The organism is Streptomyces sp. NPDC007901, assembly GCF_042959465.1.
Lineage (GTDB): Bacteria > Actinomycetota > Actinomycetes > Streptomycetales > Streptomycetaceae > Streptomyces.
In genome coordinates, this window is sequence record NZ_JBIBKW010000010.1 from 61655 (window position 1) to 84011 (window position 22357).

Genomic DNA, 22357 nt, shown 5'->3' on the forward strand with positions numbered 1-22357 from the left:
CCCCCTTCTCCACGCCACTTCGGGAGCGTTCTCAGATGACCGCCGTACGAACCGAGACCACTGCCCAGTCGGCCTCAGACACCTCCTTCCCGCCCGGCTTCGTCTGGGGGGCCGCCACCGCCGCGTACCAGGTGGAGGGCGCCGCCGCCGAGGACGGTCGTACGCCGTCGATCTGGGACACCTTCAGCCACACCCCCGGAAGGGTCCGCAACGGCGACACCGGTGACATCGCCGCCGACCACTACCACCGGTACAAGGGCGACGTGGCGCTGATGAAGGACCTCGGCCTCAAGGCCTACCGGTTCTCCGTCTCCTGGTCCCGGGTGCAGCCCACCGGACGGGGGCCCGCGGTCGAGCGCGGCCTGGACTTCTACCGGCGGCTCACCGACGAACTCCTCGAAGCGGGCATCACCCCGGTCGCCACCCTCTACCACTGGGACCTGCCGCAGGAACTGGAGGACGCGGGCGGCTGGCCGCAGCGGGACACCGCGCACCGCTTCGCCGACTACGCCGAGATCACGGCCCGGGCCCTGGGGGACCGCGTCGGGCTGTGGACCACCCTCAACGAGCCCTGGTGCAGCGCCTTCCTGGGCTACGGCTCCGGCGTGCACGCCCCGGGGCGCACCGACCCGGCCGCCACCCTGCGCGCCGCGCACCACCTCAACCTGGCCCATGGGCTGGCGATCGGGGCGCTGCGCGAGAACCTGCCGTCGACCGCGCAGACCTCCATCACCCTCAACCTGCACCAGGTGCGCCCGCTGACCGACAGCGCCGCGGACGCCGAGGCGGCCCGGCGTATCGACGCGGTCGGCAACCGGATCTTCACCGGCCCGATCCTGGACGGCGCCTACCCCGAGGACCTGCTCGCCGACACCGCGCACCTCGTGGACTGGGCGGAGCTGGTGCACGACGGCGACCTGGCCGAGATCTCCCGCCCGATCGATCTGCTCGGCGTCAACTACTACTCGCCGACCGTGGTCTCCGCGGCCGTCGAGGGCGGCGCCGGCACCCGCAACGACGGCCACGGCGCGAGCGACCACTCCCCGTGGACGGGCGCCGACGACGTCACCTTCCATCTGGCCAACGACCAGCTCACCGCGATGAACTGGGCCATCGACGCGAGCGGACTGCACACCTTGCTGACCGGCCTGGCCGCCTCGCACCCGGGGCTACCGCTGATGGTCACCGAGAACGGCGCCGCCTTCGACGACTACGTCTCGCCCGAGGGCCGGGTGAACGACCCGCAGCGGATCGCCTACCTCCACTCCCACCTGGACGCCGTCCGGCAGGCCGTCGCCGACGGAGCGGACGTGCGCGGCTACTTCCTGTGGTCGCTGCTGGACAACTTCGAGTGGTCCTACGGCTACTCCAAGCGCTTCGGCGCCGTCTACGTCGACTACGGCACCCAGCGCCGCATCCCCAAGGCGAGCGCACACTGGTACGCGGAGGTGATCCGCCGGAACGCGCTGCCGAGCGCCGGTGAGCAGGGCTGACCCGGTACGGCCCCGGGGGCGTGACGGGGCCCGGAGCGGCCGGGCCCCGGCTGTTACATTTCCTGGCCTGAGGGCTGCGAACGGAAGGCGGCGACCATGACGGTCAAGGGTGAGCGGGGCCGGGGCACTCGGCGGCCGACCCTGGAGGAGGTCGCCGCCCGGGCCGGCGTGGGCCGCGGCACGGTGTCGCGGGTGATCAACGGCTCGCCCCGGGTCAGCGACGCGACCCGCGCGGCCGTGGAGGCGGCCGTCAACGAACTCGGCTACGTCCCCAACACCGCCGCCCGCGCGCTGGCCGCCAACCGCACGGACGCGATCGCGCTGGTCGTTCCCGAGCCCGAGACCCGGTTCTTCGCGGAGCCGTACTTCTCCGACATGCTCAGCGGCGTCGGTGCCGAACTCTCCGAGACCGAGATGCAGTTGCTGCTGATCTTCGCGGGCAGCGACCGCGAGCGGCGCCGGCTCGCGCAGTACCTGGCCGCGCACCGGGTGGACGGGGTGCTGCTGGTGTCCGTGCACGCCGACGACCCGCTGCCCGACCTGCTCGCCCAGCTGGAGATCCCGGCCGTGATCAGCGGCCCCCGCTCGGCGGAGGAGACGCTGACCTCGGTGGACTCCGACAACTACGGCGGCGCCCGGTCGGCCGTGGAGCACCTGCTGTCCCGCGGCCGCCGCACGATCGCCCACATCACCGGCCGGCTGGACGTGTACGGAGCCCAGCGCCGTGTCGACGGCTACCGCGACGCCCTGCGCGACGCGGGCCGCACGGCGGACGAACTCCTCATCGAGCCGGGCGACTTCACCGAGGAGGGCGGCCGGCGGGCGATGGCCCGGCTGCTGGAGCGCGAGCCCGGCCTCGACGCCGTGTTCGCCGGCTCCGACGTGATGGCGGCGGGCGCCCGCCAGGTGCTGCGGGTGGCGGGCCGCCGTATCCCCGAGGACGTGGCGCTGGTCGGGTACGACGACTCGGCCATCGCGCGTCACATGGACCCGCCGCTCACCAGCGTCCGCCAGCCGATCGAGGAGATGGGCCGCGCGATGATCGACCTGCTGCTGGCCGAGATCGCCGACCGGCGTCCGGCCGCCGCCCGGGGGCTGGAGCGCCGGCACGCGGTACTGCCGACGGCGCTGGTGGCCCGGGCGTCCTCCTAGTTCTCCGGGTGCTCCGGGTTCCCCGGGTGCTCCGGGAGGCAGGTCACTTGGTGGCGTGGGCGGCGGTGTGGCCGCCGACGAGGGGACGGGCCTCCACCTCGGCGAAGCCGGCGGCCCGGAGCCACTCGGTGGCGTGTTTTTGGCGGCGGTCGTCGTCGATCATGGCGTCGTAGGCCTTCTTGAGGAGGAACCGGCGCTGCTCAAGGTTCCAGTCGTGGAGGATCTGGCCCATGACGTGGACGTCGGCCTCGGGCAACGGGTCGGAGAAGAAGTCCCCGCCGTGGAAGGTGAGGCGGCCGGTCGGGCCGTGGGCGGCGACGAACTCCTCGAACACCGGGCCGACGGGGGGAAGTTCGAAGACGGCTCCGGTGATGTCCGGGTGGGAGCGCAGGACGGCGGCGGGCACGGCGGCGAGGGGCGTGCTGACGCCGTTCAGCGTCGCGAAGAAGGGGGCGCCGGTCCGCAGCGCGTCGGTGAGGTTGTCCCAGAAGCCGAAGAGTCGTGCGTTGGCCATCTCCAGGAACACGTCCGCGGAGGACCTGGGGTGCAGGCCCACCTCGGAGGCGAGGGACTCACGGTCGCGGCCGCCGTCGGCCGGCGCGGTGAAGATTCCCAACTCCACCGCGCTGAGAAGCGTCTCCACTTGGATGGGAAGTCGGACCTTGAACAGCAAGTGCCGTGCGGGTCTCAGAGCGTCTTGGTCTGGCCGCCGTCGACGAGGGTCTCCGTGCCGGTGATGTTCGCGGCGAGCGGGGAGGCGAGGAACAGGGCGAGGTCGGCGATCTCGTGCGCCTCGCTGACGCGTCCGGACGTGATGCCCATGCTCTGCGGTACGACGACGTCCAGCGCTTCCTGCGCCGTGGTCCCGGCGGCCGCGGCGGTGGCGTCGGCGAAGCCGCCCGGCGCGGTCCACAACGGTGTGCGGACCGGGCCCGGGGCGATGGCGTTGACGCGCACGCCCTGCGGCGCGAACTCCTCGGACAGCGACTTGTTGAGGTTGGTCAGCGCGGCCTTGGCCGCCGAGTAGTCGACCACCATGGGGAAGGGCAGCCGGGCGTTGATCGAGGTGATGTTCACGATGGCCGCGTCACCCGCCGCGACCAGATGGGGGAGGGCGGCGCGGCTGGCGCGGACGGCGCTGAAGAAGGTCAGGTCGAAGATCCGCTGCCAGTCGGCGTCGTCGACCTTGAGGAACGACTCGCGGGGTTCGGCGGCGCCGAGGTTGTTGACCAGGATGTCCAGGCGCCCGTGGCGTTCCACGGCCCGCTGGACCAGGGTCTCCGCTCCCGCTCTGGTGGACAGGTCGACCGGCACGATCAGGACGTCGTGGTCGGCTGCCAGGGCGGCCAGTTCGGGAGTGGAGGAGCGGCTGCCGGCCACGACCTTGACGCCCTCGTGGGCCAGCTTCTCGACCACTGCCAGACCGATGCCCTTGCTGGCTCCGGTGACGACGGCGACCTTGTCCTTGAGGTGCAGTTCCATGACGACCCCTTTCTGGATTGATCAATACATAATGAGGGTAGGGCGAATCGCGCACGCGGGCGCTGTGGGGCGGGGGTTTTCCGCGGTGTGTCAGTCCAGTGCGCGCATCGCCGTGGACAGGGAGTCCTCCATGAACTCCCTCCCCATGCGTGCTGCGCCGACGATGCGGATCCCCTGGATGAACGTGGTCAGGAACCTGGCCAGTTCCTTCGGGTTCTTCTCGGGGGAGATCTCCCCTCGCGCCTGTGCCCGCTCCAGGGCGCCGGCGAGGAAGGACTCCACCTGCCGGATCGCGGTGCTGACGCGGTCCGTCGCCTGGGGCTGGTCGCCGCACTGGGTGGCGGTGTTGACCACGAGGCACCCGCGCGTGGGGTCGGCCAGGTCCGCCTCGACCAGGGAGGCGAGCATCCTGCGGATCGCGGGCCGGATCTCGGGCGTCCCGTCCAGGGCCGTCTCCAGGTCGCGGCCCTGGAGGGAGGTGTAGCGGTCGAGGGCGCGGAGGTAGAGCTGCTCCTTCGAGCCGAAGGCCGCGTAGAAGCTGCCGCTGCCTATCGACAGTTCCTTCAGCAGGTCCGGCAGGGAGGTCTCGGCATAGCCCTGGCGCCAGAACAGATCCATGGCGCGGTCCACCGCCCGGTCGATGTCGAATTCCCTGTTGCGTGCCATGGGGGCAGCGTAGCGCGCTTTGTGGAATAGTCAATCCACAATGAGGAGCTCGGCTCGCTCGACGGTATCCGTGCAGGTGAGGGTGGGTGCCGTGAGCTTCACGGACCAACGCGTGCCGCCGTCCGCGGCGCAGTATTCTGACCCTCCGGGCAGACCGAGTCCGCAGACCGAGTCCGGGGACCCGGCTGATGGGGGGAACGTGGAGCTCATCGGTCGGGACGATCAGCTGGAGCTGTTGCGCCGGCTGCTGGCCGAGCCGCGGAGCCACGGGAGCGCGGTGCTGGTCCGGGGGGCGCCCGGCATCGGGAAGACGGCGTTGCTCGCCGAGACCGCCGCCCTCGCCGAGGGGCTCGGCCACCGGGTCCTGCGCACCAGCGGTGTCGAGGCCGAGAGCGACATCCCCTACGCCGGTCTGCAGCTCGTCCTGCGCCCGCTGGCCGCAGCTGCCGCCGGGCTCGCCGCGCCGCACCGGCAGGCCCTGGACACCGCTCTCGGGCACGCCGGGGCCGCCGTCCCCGACGTCTTCCTGGTCGGTCTGGCGGTCCTCAACCTGCTGGCCGACGCGGCCGCGGTCGCGCCGGTGCTGGTCCTGGTCGACGACGCCCAGTGGCTCGACGACGCCACCGCCAGTGTCCTGGCCTTCGTGGCACGCAGGGTCGGCACCGAGCCGGTGGTCGTCGGGGGAGCCGCTCGCGACGGCTACCGGTCGCGTCTGAACTCCGACGAACTCACCTCCGTGGCCCTGGGCCCGCTCACCGACGGCCAGGCCGCGGAGCTCCTCGCGGACCGTGCCCCGGACCTACGGCCGACCGTGCATCGCCGGCTGCTGGCCGAGGCCGCCGGGAACCCCCTGGCCCTGACCGAGCTCTCCCGCACCCTCGGCGCCTCGGCCGATCCGCACATCTCCCAACTGCCCCTCACCGAGCGGCTCGAGCGGGCCTTCACCGACCGCCTGGAGACCCTGCCCGACATCACCCGCAGCCTGCTGCGGATCGCGGCCCTCGACGACAGCCCGTCGCTCCCCGAGATCTACCGCGCGACCCGGCAGCTCACCGGCCTGACGGCCGGAACCGCCGAACTCGACCCGGCCGTGCGCGCCCGGCTCGTCCAGGTCGCCGGTACGGAACTGCGGTTCGGGCATCCGCTGATGCGCTCGGCGATCTGCCGGACCATGCCCACCGGCGTCCGGCACGCCGCGCACGCCGCACTCGCCGCCGTACTCGACGACCATCCGGACCGGCGGCTGCGGCACCAGGCCGCCGCGGCCGACGACCCGGACGAGTCGGTCGCCATCGCGTTGGAGGACGCCGCTCACCGGGATGCCCGCCGGGGCGGCATCGCGGCGGCCGTCACGGCCCTCGAACAGGCCGCCGCGCTCAGCGAGGACGCCGACCGCCGGGCGGAACGGCTGCTGCGGGCCGCGGACTTCGCCGTCGAGCTCGGCCGGCCCGAGACCGTGACCCGGCTGCTGGGCCAGGCGCTCACCGGGCCGCTGTCGCGGCGCCGGCACGCCACGGTCGTCTGGCTGCGCGGCCGCTTCGACGAGGGACTGCACAGCCACACCTCCGGCGCCAACTCCCTGACGGCACTCGCCGAGGAGATGGCCGCGGAGGACCGCGATCTGGCGCTGCGGATCCTGTGGAGCGCCGCGCAGTTGTGCTTCTGGTCCGACCCGGGCCCGGAGGAGCGCCGTACGGTCCTGCGGGCCGTGGAGCGGATGGAGCTGGACGAACTCGATCCGTGGCGGCTGGCCATCTGCGCCTACGCCGCGCCGGTCGACCGCGGCGCCTTCGTCCTGGACCGCGCCCGGCACGTCGCGCTGCGGGAGGGCGACGGCGGCCGCGCCTACCGCATGCTGAGCACCGCCTCGGGAGTCCTGGTGCGTGGACGTGCGCGAAGTGCGTGCCGTGAGGCTGACGGATCACGAGGGCGAGGCTCTCCGTCTCCATCTGCGCCTGCCCGGCCCGGCTTTGGCGGCCGGCCGGGCCGCACCTGCCCAAGCGCGTCGTAGGGGGGCGCTGGGACCCCATCCCGTCGATCCGGCGTTTCGCAGACGACGGCACTCAGCCGGCGTCCGACCGGCGCTCCGGCGACAAGAACGCCGAGATCGCCTCGGTGAACGCATCCGGCGCAGCCTTGTGAACCAGATGGCCGACCGGGATGGTGACCAGGCGCCCGGCAGGGATGCGCCGGGCCAACTCCGCAACGCGTTCCTGAGGCACGGGACTGTCCGGGCCGCCAGCCACCACGAGGGTCTCGGCGGCGATCCCGTCGAGACGTTCCAGCCACCGGGGGTCGGGCGCGTCGATCTGTCTTCTGATGGCCAGCACCATGTCCCAGTCGAAGGTCAACTCGCCGTCCGGCCTGGTCGGGGTGGAAGGCTCGCGGGGAAGCGGAACGGCAACGTCCTCCAGGACCATCCGACCCACCCGCCGCGGATGCTCCTGTGCGAGCAGGTAGGCCACGACCCCGCCCATGGAATGCCCGATCAGGTCCACCCGGTCGAGTCCGAGTATGTCCAGGAAGCGGAGCACATCGGCCTGCATGAGTTCCAGCGAGTAGTCTCCCGGCCAGTCGCTCCGGCCATGACCGCGAAGATCGAGGGCATACACCCGCTGACTGCGAGCGAGAGCCTGCGTCACCGCCTCCCAGTCGGTGGCATTCTCGCCCAGCGCATGCAGCAGAACAACCGGCGGCGTATCCGGTGGGCCCGACACCAGATAAGCCAACCGGATTGCCCCGGCACGGACGTGGCGGTACTCGGCCGGGTCGGGATGATATGTGGAAGAGTTCCGCGGAGGATGGATGTTCACGAGCGGCCAAAGTACCATCCCCCGGCGCTGAAAGTCCGCCGCGCCTGCCGCGAAGGCGGCCGAAACACGGGCGACATATTGACCGGCCGAGTGGAGTGAATTATACCGTTCGCCGCGGCGAATTTGAGCAAAGTCGGGAAATCGGAGAGATCGCACAGGATGGCCGCGATTGGGTACATTCCGGTTGTGGAGATCGCTGTTATTCGCGATCAATTTGCCGACTGGCTATTGATCAAGCTGATTGCGCCGGTGCTATCATTCTTAATGCCGTACAAGAGTCGAACGGCGCGACCCCGCGAGAGTCATAGCTGTCACTCGAACCCCGAAGATCAGGGGGAAGGAACCGCACATGCGCAATCCCTTTGATGATCCGAACGGCACGTTCGCTGTCCTGCGCAACGAGGAGAACCAGCACTCACTCTGGCCCGCCGGAAAGGACATACCGGAAGGCTGGTCGGTCGTGCTGCGGGCGGGCACGCGCAAGGAATGCGTCGAATACATCGAAAGAAACTGGGCAGATATCCGACCTGCCGGCCTCGTCCGAACGCTGTCCCAGTGACAGCGGTCGATGAATTCGCGACCGCCGCCCCGATTTCCGCGACGCGAACCGGCCTCATTCGAACTCTGATCGCCGATCACGACCCTATCTCCCGGAAATTCCTCGAGAACGCTCTGCGCGGCGACGAGTTCATCGACGTCCGGGCGACCATCGACGCGCGCGGTCCGGTGGGGCGGTGGCCGCTGCACCGTATATGCGTCGTCGTCCTCAGCCTCAGCCAGGGCGACCTCCTGCTGGGCAAGGTAAGGGAACTGGCGGCGAGACAAATCCGGCCGCTGGTCGTCGGCCTGGACTGGACCAGACGCAATCTCAACGACGTACTCGCCGCAGGCGCATGGGGCTGCCTGGTCAAGGACACCAGGCCGGAAGGTGTATTGAGCGGTGTGCACGCGGTGGCGCACGGCAACCGGGTGCTCTCCCCGACGCTCCTCGAGTTCTGCATCCCGCGCATCGCTTCAGGGTCCCCCCGCGGTGAGGCGGAGTTGCTGCGCCGTCTCACCAAGCGGGAACGAGAGATCCTCGCGCTGCTGTCGCAGGGGATGACCACGTCGGAAGCGGCGAAGCAGTGCGGCGTCTCCACCGCGACTGTCAAGAGCCACGTGTCGCACGCGCTGGCGAAACTGGGTGCGCGCAATCGACTCCAAGCCGTTCTGATGCTGCAAGGGGACTAAGAGCCCGTCGGCCTCGCGCCGTCACGAGCTCATGGTCCGCACACCCTCCTCCCCACCGATGCGGGCCCTCACCTTCGGCAGACATGAGAGCCTCGGCGACACCGCCCGGCCGTCATCGGCTGGCCAGCTCTCTGGCCAGCCGTTCCCGGACCACGCTCAGGTCTTCGCTGTCCGAGCCCGCCCGTTCCGTGACATGCCGCTGGTACATCTCGGTGAACTCCTCGTCGGTGATGTCGATACCCAACTGACCCAGCATGTGCCGCAAGATGGTGCGGCCCGAGTGACGGCCGATGAGCAGGGAACGCTCGCGGCCGAAGCGGGCCGGTTCGACGTATTCGTACGTCGCCGGATTGCTCAGGATTCCCTGCTGATGGATTCCGGCGGTCGTCCCGAAGGCGTAGGTGCCGAAGATCGGCTTGTTTCGGGGTTCGTCCAGGCGGATGATGCGGCGCAGGGCCGTGTACGCCTCGTACATGCCCACGGTGTCGATGTCGGTGTGCACGCCATACTGCTCCCCCTTGTACGCGAGGAGCGCGGCCAGTTCCTCCAGTGGCGTGTTGCCGCCGCGCTCACCGATTCCGCCCAGAGTCACCTGGACCTCGTCGGCACCGGCCGCCAGACCCGCGACCGCGTTGATCAGAGACAGTCCGAAGTCGTTGTGGCAATGGGTGGATACGCGAACCGGACGCGGGACCCACGTGCGGACCTTCCCCACCAAAGCGCCGAACTCATCCGGAGTGGCGCAGCCGGTCGTGTCCGCCAGGATGATGCAGTCGGCGCCGGCGGCGAGGGCGCCGTCGCACAACGCCTTGACCAGGTCGTCGCTGCCCCGGCTGGCGTCCTCGATGCCGACCGAGACATGGCCGATCCCGAGTGACCGGGCGAAGCCGACCGTGTCGGTCACCTCCCGTACGGCCTGCTCCCGGGAGATGCCACGCTTGTGCTCCAGGTGGATCTCGCTGCCCGTGGCGACGAGTTGGACCTCGTGGTTCTCGGTGCCGCCCGCCTCGACGGCGACCTCCACGTCGTGGCGCGTGGTGCGCGAGAACGTGGCCAGCCGGGCGCGCTTCAGCGTCTGCGAGACGAGCCGGGTCGCCTCGAAGTCCCTCGGGGACGAGGCGGGAAAGGCCGCCTCCACGACATCGACGCCCAGGGCCTCGATGCGCTGGGCCATCTCGACCTTCTCGTCCGGCTCCATCGCGTTGCCGGGCGCCTGTTCGCCGTCCCGTAGCGTGGTGTCGACCACGCGGACCCGGCGGGTCGGGCGGTCTTCCGTACTCACTGTCATGACTCTCCTCCGTTGTCGTCAGTCGCCGACCCGGCCGCGCACCCCGTCCACCCAGCTGTCGGCGAGCCGGTCGGCGGTGGCGTGGTCACGGAAGGCGTACGTCTTGAGCAGCCACCTGCTGCGGGCCCGCTCCGGGTCGTGGATCTCCAACCGCTCCCGGTTGTGCAGGCCGTCCTGATTGGCGAAAGTGAAAAAGTCACCGGTGAGGACGCGGTGCCGCTTGCGTTCCGCACGGGCCAGCGCGTTCTTCAGCGAGATGAGCGCGTCCTTGGCCTCCTCAGGGCTGTCGGCGGCCACCGTCGTGTGGGTGTCCAGGTAGCGGAAACTGTGGGAGTTCTCCAGGATGGGGTGCCGCTCGGAGGCGGTGAGGCCACCGTTGCCGTCCCGGGAGACCACGTCGAACGGCGTGACGAAGTACGGCTGTCGAAGCACCGACTGCTCGGCCTCCGTCAGGCGGGCCAGCATGTCGCGGCCCGCCACGAAGCCGGTGTAGACGAGGTCCTGCTCGGGGCAGCGCATGCCGAGCAGAGAGATGAAATCCGCCCGGATCCGGTGTGCGGTACGGTCGTTGTGGTAGACGAGCTCGCCGTCGGTGAAGCCGGTCTGCTTTCCCGCGTACTTGTTGTGGGCGATGACATCGGTGAAGAAGTCGCCGTTGAAACGCGTCGCGTACGCCAGCAGCGGCGTACCGGCCAGCTGGGCGAACAGCTCGTGGAAGGCCTCCGCGACGAACGTGTGCTTCCGCTCGTACTTGTCGCCGACCGGATCGTCGTTGCCCAGCTCCGGTACTTCCTCGTCGATGGGGCAATTGCCCAGAGCGTGCGCGTCGGAGACACCGCCGGCGCGTTCCTCGCGTATCGCCGCGCACACCTCGGGGAGGAAGGCCGGGACGGCGCCGTCGGCGGCCAGCTCCGTGACGGCCCGTGAGAAGGCCGGGTAGTCGCGGTACGGGTGTTCCTCGACGGTCTCCAGAGCCTTCCGGAGGTCGTGTCGCTCGGCATCGGTCAGTACATAGAGGGGCTTCATGTCACATCCTGGTTGAAGGAGCCGGTCGGCCGGGAGCGCGGTCCCGCACAAAGGCGGCCAGGCGTGCGAGGGCTTCTTCGAGAACGCGAGGACCGGCCGTGAATGACACCCGGATGTGCCCCCGGCCGCCAGGTCCGAAGGCCGATCCCGGCGTCACCGCGACAGCCGCCTCGGCGAGCAGCCGCTCCGCGAACTCGTCCCCGTCGGGGATGCCGGTGCCGCTGATGTCGGCGAAGGCGTAGAACGTGCCGGCCGGTGCGGGGCACACCACGCCGACCAGCTCGTTCAGCCTGCGGGTGACCAGCCCGGCACGCGCGGCGTACGCCCGGACCGCCTCCCGCAGCGGGCCCTGTGGTCCCCGCAGGGCGGCCACGCCGCCGGTCTGTACGAACGATCCGGCGCACGCGACCGTGTGCTGATGGACGGCCAGCATCGCGCTGATGATGTCGGGTGGGCCCGCCGCATAGCCGAGCCGCCAGCCGGGCATGGCGTACCCCTTGGAGAAGCCGTTGACGGTCACCGTGCGGTCTGCGCAGTCGGGGCGCGCGGCCATGCTGAGGTGTTCGCCCGAGAACAGGATCTTCTCGTAGATCTCGTCCGTGATGATCAGCAGGTCGTGCTCGGCGGCGAACGCCGCGATCGTGTCCGCCTCAGGCGCGCCGAGCACACGGCCGGTGGGGTTGTTCGGGGTGTTGAGCACAAGCACTTTCGTCCGGGGGGAGACGTGTTCCTCCAGACGGGAGCGCGTGACCGTGAACGCGTCCCGCGCGGACAGCTCGACGCAGACGGGTACGGCGCCGGCGAGCCGGGCCATCGACCGGTAACTGCCCCAGCTCGGCGTCGGGACGAGTACTTCGTCGCCCGGGTCGAGGGTGGCCATCAGAGCGGTGAAGAGCGCGTGCTTCGACGAGGGCGTCACGAGGATCTGGGTGTCCGGGGCGGCCTCCACACCGTTGTCCCGCCGCAGCTTCTCGCTGATCGCCTGCCGCAACTCGGGCAGCCCGCGGCTGGCCGTGTAGTGGGTGAAGCCCGCGAACAGCGCGTCCGAGGCGGCGGCCGAGATGTGCCCGGGAGTGTCGAAGCCGGGGTCGCCGCCGCCGATGTCGAGCACCTCGGTCCCGCGGGCCCGCAGTTCCTTCACCCGGTCGTTGAGCGCGACAGTGACCGACTGCGGGACCGCGGTGCAGCGCCGCGCGACACGTCCGCTCATGCCGCCGTGCCCGACGTCGGCAGGCCGGGCCTGCGAGAGTGCTCGTAGGCGGCGATGTCGTCCACGAACCCGAGCGTGGCGTCGATCTGGTCCAGCCCGGCCAGCAGGCGCGCCCGGGTGTCCGCACCGAGCGTGAAAGTGTCGGTGATCCCAGCGGCGCTCACGCTCATCTCGCGCAGATCCACGGTGATCTCGGTGTCCGGGGCGCCCTCGACCGTCTCCCACAGTGCGTCGACCCGCTCGCGGGGCAGCGTCACCGTGAGCAGGCCGGCCATCAGTGAGTTGGCCCGGAAGATGTCGGCGAACCGGGGGGCGATGACGACCCGGAAGCCGAACTCCTGAAGCGCCCACACCGCGTGCTCGCGTGAGGATCCGGTCCCGAACATCTCCCCGGCGACGAGGATGCTCGCGCCCTGGTGTGCGGGGCGGTTGAGCACGAAGCCGGGATCCTGACGCCAGTCGCCGAACAGCCCGTCGGCGTACCCGGTGCGCCGGTGGGTGGCGCAGTACCGGCCTGGGATGATCTGGTCGGTGTCGACGTTGCTGCGCCGCAGGGGCGCCGCAGTCCCGGTGTGCGCGGTGAAACTCCGCATGGCGGTCACTTGGTCGTCCTCTTGGTCGGCTGGTCACAGATCGCCCGGGGCGGCGAGCCGGCCCGCCACGGCCGTCGCCGCCGCGACCGGCGGGGCGACGAGGTGGGTGCGGGCCCCCGGTCCCTGCCTGCCCTCGAAGTTCCGGTTACTGGTGGACGCGGACCTGACGTCGGCGGCGAGCCGGTCCTCTCCGAGCGAGACGCACATCGAGCAGCCGGCGGCGGCACGGAAGTCCGCGCCCGCACGGGCGAAGACCTCGTCGAGGCCCTCGGCGACGGCCTGCTCCCGCACCCGCATCGAGCCCGGCACGATCACCATCCGCACGCCCTCTGCGACCTTGTGCCCGTCCAGCACCTCGGCGGCCGCCCGAAGGTCCTCGATCCGGCCGTTGGTACAGGACCCGAGGAAGACGACGTCGATCGGCACGTCCCGCATAGCGGTACCGGGACGCAGATCCATGTATGCCAGGGCCCGTTCGGCCGCGGTGCGCAGCACCACGTCGTCGAAGTCGTCCGGGTGCGGCACCCGGCCGTCCAGCGGAACGGTCTGGCCGGGGTTGGTGCCCCAGGAGACATAGGGGCTCAGGCCGCTCGCGTCGAGGGCGATCTCCTTGTCGAACACCGCGTCCGGATCGGAGACAAGGCTCTTCCAATGCGCCACCTCCTCGTCCGGGACACCGCCGCAGCATACGGATCGGAGGTAGTCGGCGGTGGTCTCGTCGGGGGCGACGATCCCCGCGGCGGACCCCATCTCGACGGTCATGTTGCACAGCGTCATACGGGCTTCCATCGACAGTGCCCTGACGACCTCACCCTGGTACTCGACGACATGCCCCTGGCCGGCCGTCGTCCCGTACCGCCCGATGAGCGCGAGCACCAGGTCCTTCGCGGTCACGCCGGCGGGCAGGCTGCCGGTGACGGTCACGCGCATGTCGCGCGGTCTGCGCTTGGGCAGCGTCTGTGTGGCGAGCACATGTTCCACCTGGCTGGTGCCGATGCCGAAGGACAGAGCGCCGAAGGCACCGAGCGTGGTGGTGTGCGAGTCGCAGCAGACGATGGTCATGCCCGGGTGGACGAGGCCGAGTTCAGGGGCCATGACGGCGTAGATGCCCTGCCCGGGCTGCCCGAGCCGGTGGAAGCGGATGCCGAACTCGGCGCAGTTGTCGCGCAGCAGCGAGCGCTGCATCCGGCGGCCCTCCTCGGGGTCGTACCGGTCGACGGCGATCGTCGGCGTGCTGTGGTCCTCGGTGGCGACGGTCAGGTCCGGTCTGCGGACCGTGCGTCCGGCCGCCCGCAGCCCGTCGAACGCCTGCGGTGTGTTCACCTCGTGCAACAGGTGCATGTCGATGTAGAGCAGGTCCTCGTCGGCGTCGCCGGGTCGGACGACGCGGGACTGCCAGACCTTCTGCGCGAGGGTCGTGCCTGCCATGCCACATAGGCCCTTCGGTGCGGAGACGAACGAGGGGAACGAGGGCGAGGGACGGAGGCGTCCCGCGGAATCTCATCGCAGCACGAGCAGGAGCCGACCGGTATCCGACGGCGGTCGCGGTCGCCTCCACTTCCGGACGAACCCTTGCCGCCGGTCGCACTCCACCTCGTCCACCGGCCGAAGACGCGGCCGGACCGGGCTGCCAGGCTCGCCGGACGTTCCGACTCCGGAGATCCGAAAGGGCGAGCGGTGAAAGCGACTGGATACGGCCATGACGGCACGGCGTCCCTGCTCGACGGCTTCCGTTCCTCCGTCCGCCGGTTCCCGGACCGGATCGCGGTCCGCGACGGCGAGCGGTCTCTGACATACGCGGAACTGGACAACGCCGCGGACCGGCTCGCCGCCGGCCTGCTCGCCGGGTCGCCCGGCGGCAGCAACGGCGGCGGCGCCGCGGTCGTGATCTTTCTGGAGCGCGGGGCGGAGATGGTCGTAGCGGCCCTCGCCGCGCTCAAGACGGGCACCGCGTACGTGCCGGTGGACCCGGCCACTCCGCGCGCGCGGGTGGAGCTGATCCTGGCGGACGTGCACCCCGAGGCGGTGCTCTCCTCGCGCGGACTCGCGGACCGATTGCCACAGGGACCGCGGATCGTGTGCGTCGACGAGCCCCACGGCGGGGCGGACCCGGTGCCGGCGGCTCCGGTCGCGCCTTCGGAGTGCGCGTACGTCATCTTCACCTCCGGTACGACCGGCCGTCCCAAAGGCGTCCGGGTCTCGCACCGGAACGTGCTGGACCTGTTCGAGTCCACCGCGCCGCTCTTCGGGTTCGGCTGCGAGGACGTGTGGTCCGTCTTCCACTCGCTCGCCTTCGACTTCTCCGTGTGGGAGATCTGGGGACCGCTGCTCACGGGCGGCCGCGCGGTCGTCGTCCCGGAACACACAGCCAAGGATCCGGCCGAGTTCCGCCGGCTCCTGCGTGCCGAGGGGGTGACGGTGCTCAGTCAGACCCCCACGGCGTTCACCCAGCTTGTAAGGGAGGAACTCCAGCACCCCGACCTGCTGCCGCTGCGCCACGTGGTGTTCGGCGGCGAGGCGCTGCGCTTCTGCGACCTCGCGCCGTGGATGGACAAGTACGGCGACGAACGGCCCGAACTCGTCAACATGTACGGCATCACCGAGATCACCGTGCACGCGACGTACCGGCGGGTGCGGTGTACCGATCTCGACGTGGACGCCAGCCTCATCGGCACACCCCTGCCGGGCTCGCGCATCGTCCTGGTGGACGAGAACCTGGCTCCGGTCCCGGACGGCGTCACCGGGGAGATGGTCGTCACCGGCCCCGGCGTGGCGCTGGGATATCTGGAGCGCCCCGAACTGACCGCCGCCCGGTTCGTCGAACTGCCCGGCGGAGAGCGCGGCTACCGCTCGGGCGACCTCGCCCGGCGGCGTCCGGACGGGGATCTGGAGTTCGCCGGTCGGGCCGATGACCAGATCAAGATCCGCGGCTTCCGGATCGAGCTCGGCGACGTCGAGACCACGCTGGCCAGGCACCCGGACGTCAAGGCCGCGGCCGTCGCCCTGCGCGGGTCATCCGCCGCCGGCGAGCAGAGCCTGGCGGCCTATACGGTCGGCCGGGCCGGCCCGGCCGAACTCCGTGCCCACATGGCTGCTGCCCTGCCCGCGTACATGGTCCCGGCATCGTACACGCGGCTCGACACGCTCCCGATGACCCCGAACGGCAAGCTGGACCGCACGGCTCTGCCGGCACCCGGACAGCAGGACCTCACGGCGGACCGGGCGCCCGCAACGCTGCAGGAGGAGCTGCTGTGCACCCTGTTCGCGCAGGCCCTGAACCGGCCGTCCGTAGGCCCGGACGACGACTTCTTCGAGTTGGGCGGGCACTCGCTGTCGGCCATCAGGCTCGTCAACCGGGTCCGGACGGCGCTGGGTCAGGAGGCCCGCATCCAGGACCTCTTCGAAGCGCGGACACCGGCGGCACTGGCCGAGCGGCTCCGGCCCGGCGAACCACAGCCCGCTCTCACCGCCCGCCCCCGGCCGCCGGAGATCCCCCTCTCCCACGCCCAGCAGCGCCTGTGGTTCCTGCACAAACTTCACGGCGGGTCGTCGGCGTACCACGTGCCGTACGCACTGCGGCTGACCGGTGACGTCGACATCGCCGCGCTCGACGCGGCGCTGTGGGACCTCGTCGCCCGCCACGAGATTCTGCGGACCGTCTACCCGGAGCGCGACGGCGTGCCGTTCCAGCGTGTCCTGGACCGCGGTGAACGCGGCGACACCGGCGGATCCGATGGCGTCCGCCCGTCGCTGACCGTCGTACAAGTGGCGCCGGACCGGCTGGACGAGCGGTTGCTGGAGGCGATGCGACGGCCTTTCGACCTGGCCGCCGACCTTCCGCTGCGCGCTGTGCTGTTCCGCACCGGGGCAGAGGAGAGCGTCCTGCTCATGGTGCTGCACCACATCGCCGCCGACGGCTGGTCGCTGACGGTGCTCTTCCAGGACCTCGCCGAGGCCTACGCCGCGCGGCTGCGCGGAGCGGCCTCCGACCGGGAGCCGCCAGCCGTGCAGTACGCGGACTTCGCACTGTGGCAGCGGGAACTCCTGGGCGACCCCGCCGACCCCGGCAGCCTCGCCGCCCGGCAGACCGCGTTCTGGACCGAATACCTGGCGGGCGCGCCCGACGAACTGGACCTGCCGGCCGACCGGCCGCGCCCGCACGAGACGGAATTCCGCGGCGGCATCGTCCCGTTGACGATCGACACGGCACTGCACGCCCGGCTGGCCGAGCTGGCCCGAGCGAGCGCCTGCACGAGCGGCATGGTGCTGCAGGCCGCGGTCGCCGGGCTGCTCACACGGGTCGGGGCCGGCACCGATCTGCCGATCGGCGTACCTGTCGCGGGCCGAACCGACGAGGCGCTCCACCCACTGGTGGGCTTCTTCGTGAACACCCTGGTCACCAGGACCGACACCGCCGGCGATCCCTCCTTCGCCCGGCTCCTCGGCCGCGTCCGGGAGAGCAGCCTCGCCGCCTACACCCACCAGGAGTTGCCGTTCGAACGGCTTGTCGAGGCGCTCAACCCCGAGAGGTCCTCCAGCCGCCACCCGCTGACCCAGGTCGTCGTGGGCGTTCAACCGGCCGTCGCGGCGGGCCTGGAGATCCCGGGGCTCACGGTCGACGCCCGGCCGGTCAGCGACCACCCGGCCAAGTTCGACCTGGCGGTGAGCTTCGAGGAACGCCGGGGCCCGGACGGGGAACCGCAGGGCATCGACGGCACCGTGGTCTACAGCACCGATCTGTTCGACCACGGCACCGCCGAGCGGCTCACCCAGCGGCTGCTGATGTTCCTGGACGCCGCGACGGCCCGGCCCGAGATCCCGATCGGGCAGATCGACATCCTGGGCGAGGACGAGCGCAGGCGCCTGCTCGTGGAGTGGAACGACACGGCCGCCCCACCGCCAAAGAGCCCGACCGTGGCGGCCCTGTTCGAGCGTCAGGCGGACCGCACCCCCGACCGCCTGGCCCTGATACAGGGCGGAACCCGCTGGACGTACCGCGAACTCGACGAGCACGCGAACCGCATAGCCCACGTCCTACGCGGGCTGGGGGCGGGGCCGGAAGGCATGGTCGGCCTCTGCCTGCCCCGCGGCCCGCAGTTCGTGGCCGCCGTACTCGGCGTGTGGAAAGCGGGAGCCGCCTACACCCCGTTGGAACCGGGGCACCCGCCGGCCCGCCGCGTCTACATGCTCACCGACAGCGCCGCCTCGGTCCTGCTGACCACGGAGGAACTCGGGGCGGACATGGACCTGCCGAAGACCGTCGAACGCGTGTGCCTCGACCGGGACCCGCGCCCCGCGTGCGCTCCCACGCACCGGCTGCCGCTGACGACGAACGGCCGCAACCTCGCGTATGCCGTCTACACCTCGGGCTCGACGGGCCGTCCCAAGTGCGTCCTCCTGGAACACCGCGGGGTGGTGGGCAGGCTGCGGGACGCCGTCGACTGCTTCGGCCTGACCGCGGACGACGTCAACCTGCAGGTCATCTCACTGGGGTTCGAGGTTCCGGTGCGGGAGATCTTCGCCCCGCTGTCCGTCGGCGGCGCGGTGGCGCTGCTCCCGCCGGGCGGCGAGCGCGATCCGGCGACGGTGGTCCAGGTGATCCGGGAGGCCCGCCCGACCGTCGCCATCTGCGTCGTCCACTCGCTCCTCGAGGCACTCCTCGCGTACGCGCCGGACCCCGCGGACCTGGCGTCGCTGCGCCTGGTCGGGACCGGCGGCGAGGTCCTCCGGCCCGCCGAGGCCGACGTGATCATGAACACGTGGGGCTGTGAAGTGGTCAACCAGTACGGCCCGACCGAGACCACGATGATGGCCTGCGTCCACACCGTCGAGCCGCAGGACCTCCGCGGCCGCATCCCGGTCGGCCGTCCGCTGGCCGACACCCGGGTGTACGTGCTGGACGACGCGCTCGCCCCGGTTCCCGTCGGAACACCGGGCGAGGTGTACATCGCGGGATCCGGCCTGGGCCGCGGCTACCTCAACCAGCCCGGTCTGACGGCGGCGCGGTTCATCGCGAACCCCTATGGGCTGCCGGGCGAGCGGCTCTACCGGACGGGCGACACAGCCCGCTGGCGGCCGGACGGGACCCTGGAATTCACCGGGCGCGTCGACGACCAGGTCAAGGTCCGCGGCTTCCGGATCGAACCGGGCGAGATCGAGACCGTCCTGACCGCGCACCCGAAGGTCGCCGCCACCGCGGTGATCGTGCGGGAGGACCGGCCGGGCGACAAGCGGCTGGCCGCGTACGTGGTGCCGGCCGGTGAGACGCCCGGGACCGGCGAGCTCCGGGACCACCTGGCCGCCCGGCTGCCCGAGCACATGATCCCACCGACCTTCACGGTGCTCGACGCGTTGCCACTGCGGCTCAACGGCAAGCTCGACCGCGACCTGCTGCCGGTGCCCGACGCCACGAGCCTGGTCAGCGCGCGTCCGCCGCGTACCCCGCAGGAGGACATCCTGTGCCAGCTGTTCGCCGAGGTCCTCGGCCTCCCCGAGGTCGGCATCGACGACGACTTCTTCCAGCTGGGCGGGCACTCGCTGCTTGCCGCCCGGCTGATCAGCCGGGTACGCGACGTAACGGGCACGGAACTGGCCATGAGCAGCCTCTTCGCCACGCCGACGGTTGCGGGCCTCGCCCAGCGGCTGGGCTCCGGAAGCAGCCGGGACTCCCTGCGGGTCATCCTGCCGCTGCGCCCGCACGGCGCGCGGGAGGCGGTCTTCTGCATCCATCCCGGAGGTGGCCTGAGCTGGAGCTACGTGGGGCTGCTGCGGCAGATCCCGCCCGAGTTCCCGGTCGTCGGAGTCCAGGCGCACGGACTGCTCCACCCGGACGAGATGCCCGCCACCATCGAGGAGATGGCTGCGGACTACATCCGGCGCATCGAGGAGATCCAGCCCGAGGGCCCGTACCACCTGCTCGGCTGGTCCCTCGGAGGCATGGTCGCCTTCGAGATGGCGGTGCAGTGGCAGGCCCGGGGCGCGAAGACCGGAATGCTGGCGCTGCTCGACTGCTACCCCGGCATGCCGGACCACTTCCGCGTCGGCGACCAGACGATGCTGCGCTCGCTCCTCGACCCGGAGAACCCCCAGGCCATCCCCGAGGAGGGGTCCGTCGAGCTGGGCCGCGCCCTGGAGATCGTCAAGAAGGACACGGGAGCACTCGCCGGCCTGACCGAGCCGCAGATCGTGGCGCTGCTGCGCACCATGGCGCACAACCGCCGGATCGTGCGTGCCTACGAACCCGGCCGGTACACGGGCGATCTGCTGTTCTTCCTCGCGACAGAAGGGCGGGTCGAGGGCGCGCCCACGGCGGACGTCTGGCGGGAGTACATCGACGGGAAGCTGGTCTGGCATCCCGTCGACGCGGTCCACATCACCATGGCCCATCCGAAGCCGCTGGCCGAGATCGGCCGCATCGTCACCGAGGAGCTGAACAAGCGTTGAAAGCCCATTTCGCGGTCCTGCGGGACCGGTCGGTGCTCGCTCTGCTCAGCGCCCGCTCGATCTCCCTGCTCGGCAACGCGATCATGCCGGTCGCGCTGGCCTTCGCCGTCCTCGGCATGCCCGGCGGCTCGGCGACCGTGCTCGGCGCGGTCCTCGCGGTGCGGATGGCGACGCAGATCCTCTTCGTGCTGGTGGGCGGGGTGATCGCCGACCGATTCCCGCGGCAGCGGGTCATGGTCGGCGCCGACCTGGTCTCGGGCGCGGTCCACACGGGGCTCGCCGTGCTGGTCGTCAGCGACTCGGCGACCCCGGTGCGGCTCGCCGCCCTGGCCGCACTGAGCGGGGCCGCCGCCGCCCTCTTCGAGCCCGCTTCCCGCTCGGTGATGCCCCAACTGGTCGACGGCGACGGCCTGCAGTCCGCCAACGCGCTGCTGAAGCTGTCCATGCGCGGCGGCAGCATAGTCGGCGCCGCGCTGGCCGGTGTGCTGGTTGCGGCCGTGGGAGCCGGGTGGACGTTGCTGGTGGACGCGGGCACGTTCCTGGCGTCGGCGGCGCTCCTGTCCCTGGTGCGGAAAGTTCCGGCGGCCGCCGGCGGGCCGTCCAGGACGGTGCTGGCGGCGCTGCGCGAAGGATGGCGGGAGTTCACGGCGCGGCAGTGGGTGTGGGTGATGGTCGGTCAGCTGGCCTTCGTCAACGTCCTCCTCGCCGGCTCGTTCTACGTGCTCGGTCCCGTGGTGGCGAAGGAGGAGTACGGCGGCGCACCCGGCTGGAGCGCGGTGCTCACGACGCAGGCCGTCGGGTTCGTGCTGGGAACCATGGTGGCCATGCGGATCCGGCCGGCTCATCCGGTGCGGGTCGCCGCGCTCGCCACCGTCGGCTTCCCCCTGTCGCTGTTCTTCCTCGCGGCCGAGGCACCTCTGGTCGCCGTCTGCGTCGCCACTTTCGCGGCGGCCATCTGCATCGACATATACGAGGTCATGCTCGACACCTCACTCCAGCAGCACATCCCGCCGGAGGCCCTGTCCCGGGTGATGGCCTACGAATCCCTGGGCACGCTCGCGCTGGTGCCGATCGGCGCCGCCGTCGTGGGCCCGGTCTCGGCGGGCATCGGGGTCGGGCCGACGCTGTTCGGCACCGCCGCACTCATCGTCGCCGCGGGCCTGCTGGCCCTGCCGCTGCCCTCCGTGCGTGCCGTACCCCCGGCACCGGCCCGTGACCTCGAAGGAGCACGATGACCGGGTTCCCGCCCTGGCTGCTGCGCCGACCCGCTGAGGATGCCACCGCGCGCGTGTTCTGCTTCCCGTACTCGGGAGTGGGCGCCTCGATGTTCAACCGCTGGCCGCGCTGGCTCGACGGCCCTGGCGGCACCGAGGTGTGCCCGATCCAGCTGCCCGCCCGGGAGAACCGCATCCGCGAGCCGCACTTCCAGACCTACCAAGCCCTGGCGGAGGACCTGGTCACCCCGCTCCTGCCCTACTTCGACCGGCCGTTCACGTTCTTCGGCCACTGCGCCGGTGTCCTGCCCGCGTTCGAGGCGGCGCTGCGGCTGCAGCAGCAGGGGATGCCCACGCCGGCACACCTCGTCGTGTCCGCGCAGGCCCCACCGCACCACTGCCCGCACGACCGCTTCCTCGGCCTCGACGACACGCAGCTCGCCGCTGAACTGGCCGCAATCGTCACGGCCCGCGGCGGCGAACCCCATCCGCTGCTCATCGAACTCACCCTCTCCGTGCTCCACCAGGACCTGGAGAGCAACCGGGTCTACCGACGGCGGCTCACGGTCCTGCCGAACACCCGGATCACCGTCGTGAACTGGTCCTCCGACCCGGAGGTCGACCTGTCCCTGCTGCGCGACTGGAAGGGATATGCCGCCGAGGTGCGGTTTCGCGAACTGCCCGGCGGCCACTACGCGTTCCTGTCCGCCCCCGACGGACTGCTTGCCCTTCTCCAGGAGGCCTGAC

Annotated in this window: 17 protein-coding genes; 8 read left to right on the top strand and 9 right to left on the bottom strand. The window is 71.1% G+C overall.

What is annotated here, in order from left to right; translation table 11 throughout:
• The first annotated feature begins 35 nt into the window (after window positions 1-35).
• Window positions 36-1493 (top strand): GH1 family beta-glucosidase, encoded by a 1458-nt coding sequence (locus ACFZDK_RS30030; RefSeq protein ID WP_390977048.1) that lies wholly within the window; start codon window positions 36-38, stop codon window positions 1491-1493.
• Window positions 1494-1589: 96 nt separating this feature from the next.
• Window positions 1590-2645, top strand: coding sequence for a substrate-binding domain-containing protein (locus ACFZDK_RS30035; protein ID WP_390977049.1), 1056 nt, complete (start codon window positions 1590-1592; stop codon window positions 2643-2645).
• A 43-nt stretch (window positions 2646-2688) separates the two neighbouring features.
• On the opposite strand, the gene ACFZDK_RS30040 is transcribed toward ACFZDK_RS30035, so the two are convergent.
• The 3 genes from ACFZDK_RS30040 to ACFZDK_RS30050 all read right to left on the bottom strand — a co-directional run bounded on the left by ACFZDK_RS30040 (window position 2689) and on the right by ACFZDK_RS30050 (window position 4793).
• The gene (locus tag ACFZDK_RS30040) at window positions 2689-3288 is read right to left on the bottom strand and encodes a methyltransferase (RefSeq protein WP_390977050.1); all 600 of its coding nucleotides are present in this window, start codon (window positions 3286-3288) and stop codon (window positions 2689-2691) included.
• Between the two features lie 44 nt (window positions 3289-3332).
• The gene (locus ACFZDK_RS30045) at window positions 3333-4127 is read right to left on the bottom strand and encodes an oxidoreductase (protein WP_390977051.1); all 795 of its coding nucleotides are present in this window, start codon (window positions 4125-4127) and stop codon (window positions 3333-3335) included.
• A 90-nt stretch (window positions 4128-4217) separates the two neighbouring features.
• Entirely contained in the window at window positions 4218-4793 is a 576-nt protein-coding gene (locus tag ACFZDK_RS30050) for a TetR family transcriptional regulator C-terminal domain-containing protein (protein WP_390977052.1), read from the bottom strand.
• Window positions 4794-4992: 199 nt separating this feature from the next.
• Here ACFZDK_RS30050 and ACFZDK_RS30055 point away from each other — a divergent pair, with 199 nt between their 5' ends.
• The gene (locus ACFZDK_RS30055; RefSeq protein ID WP_390977053.1) at window positions 4993-6804 is read left to right on the top strand and encodes an AAA family ATPase; all 1812 of its coding nucleotides are present in this window, start codon (window positions 4993-4995) and stop codon (window positions 6802-6804) included.
• Window positions 6805-6856: 52 nt separating this feature from the next.
• Here the strand turns inward: ACFZDK_RS30055 and ACFZDK_RS30060 are convergent, their stop codons facing one another.
• A complete protein-coding gene (locus ACFZDK_RS30060) occupies window positions 6857-7606 on the bottom strand; it encodes an alpha/beta fold hydrolase (protein ID WP_390977054.1) in 750 nt (249 codons plus the stop codon).
• 349 nt (window positions 7607-7955) lie between these two features.
• On the opposite strand from ACFZDK_RS30060, the gene ACFZDK_RS30065 reads away from it, so the two are divergent.
• Both ACFZDK_RS30065 and ACFZDK_RS30070 read left to right on the top strand, forming a co-directional pair.
• Window positions 7956-8165, top strand: coding sequence for an MbtH family NRPS accessory protein (locus ACFZDK_RS30065; RefSeq protein WP_390977055.1), 210 nt, complete (start codon window positions 7956-7958; stop codon window positions 8163-8165).
• A complete protein-coding gene (locus ACFZDK_RS30070) occupies window positions 8162-8836 on the top strand; it encodes a LuxR C-terminal-related transcriptional regulator (protein WP_390977056.1) in 675 nt (224 codons plus the stop codon). Before ACFZDK_RS30065 ends, ACFZDK_RS30070 begins: the two co-directional genes overlap by 4 nt.
• A gap of 112 nt (window positions 8837-8948) precedes the next feature.
• Here ACFZDK_RS30070 and ACFZDK_RS30075 read toward each other — a convergent pair whose 3' ends face one another.
• From ACFZDK_RS30075 to leuC, 5 genes are read right to left on the bottom strand one after another with little or no spacing between them, the layout of a single operon-like run.
• A complete protein-coding gene (locus ACFZDK_RS30075; RefSeq protein WP_390977057.1) occupies window positions 8949-10124 on the bottom strand; it encodes a LeuA family protein in 1176 nt (391 codons plus the stop codon).
• A gap of 18 nt (window positions 10125-10142) precedes the next feature.
• A complete protein-coding gene (locus ACFZDK_RS30080; protein WP_390977058.1) occupies window positions 10143-11150 on the bottom strand; it encodes a taurine catabolism dioxygenase TauD in 1008 nt (335 codons plus the stop codon).
• A gap of 1 nt (window position 11151) precedes the next feature.
• Window positions 11152-12360 (bottom strand): aminotransferase class I/II-fold pyridoxal phosphate-dependent enzyme, encoded by a 1209-nt coding sequence (locus ACFZDK_RS30085; RefSeq protein ID WP_390977059.1) that lies wholly within the window; start codon window positions 12358-12360, stop codon window positions 11152-11154.
• Window positions 12357-12953: a 3-isopropylmalate dehydratase small subunit gene (leuD, locus tag ACFZDK_RS30090; RefSeq protein WP_390977309.1), complete on the bottom strand. Its 597-nt coding sequence runs from the start codon at window positions 12951-12953 to the stop codon at window positions 12357-12359. Before leuD ends, ACFZDK_RS30085 begins: the two co-directional genes overlap by 4 nt.
• A gap of 33 nt (window positions 12954-12986) precedes the next feature.
• A complete protein-coding gene (leuC, locus tag ACFZDK_RS30095; protein WP_390977060.1) occupies window positions 12987-14381 on the bottom strand; it encodes a 3-isopropylmalate dehydratase large subunit in 1395 nt (464 codons plus the stop codon).
• A 249-nt stretch (window positions 14382-14630) separates the two neighbouring features.
• On the opposite strand from leuC, the gene ACFZDK_RS30100 reads away from it, so the two are divergent.
• The 3 genes from ACFZDK_RS30100 to ACFZDK_RS30110 are packed head-to-tail and all read left to right on the top strand — an operon-like array spanning window position 14631 to window position 22356.
• The gene (locus ACFZDK_RS30100) at window positions 14631-20396 is read left to right on the top strand and encodes an amino acid adenylation domain-containing protein (RefSeq protein ID WP_390977061.1); all 5766 of its coding nucleotides are present in this window, start codon (window positions 14631-14633) and stop codon (window positions 20394-20396) included.
• Complete coding sequence (locus tag ACFZDK_RS30105; RefSeq protein ID WP_390977062.1) at window positions 20393-21631, top strand: MFS transporter; 1239 nt, start codon at window positions 20393-20395, stop codon at window positions 21629-21631. Before ACFZDK_RS30100 ends, ACFZDK_RS30105 begins: the two co-directional genes overlap by 4 nt.
• Window positions 21628-22356, top strand: a complete 729-nt coding sequence (locus ACFZDK_RS30110; RefSeq protein WP_390977063.1) for a thioesterase domain-containing protein — start codon at window positions 21628-21630, stop codon at window positions 22354-22356. Before ACFZDK_RS30105 ends, ACFZDK_RS30110 begins: the two co-directional genes overlap by 4 nt.
• The last annotated feature ends 1 nt before the right edge of the window (window position 22357 follow it).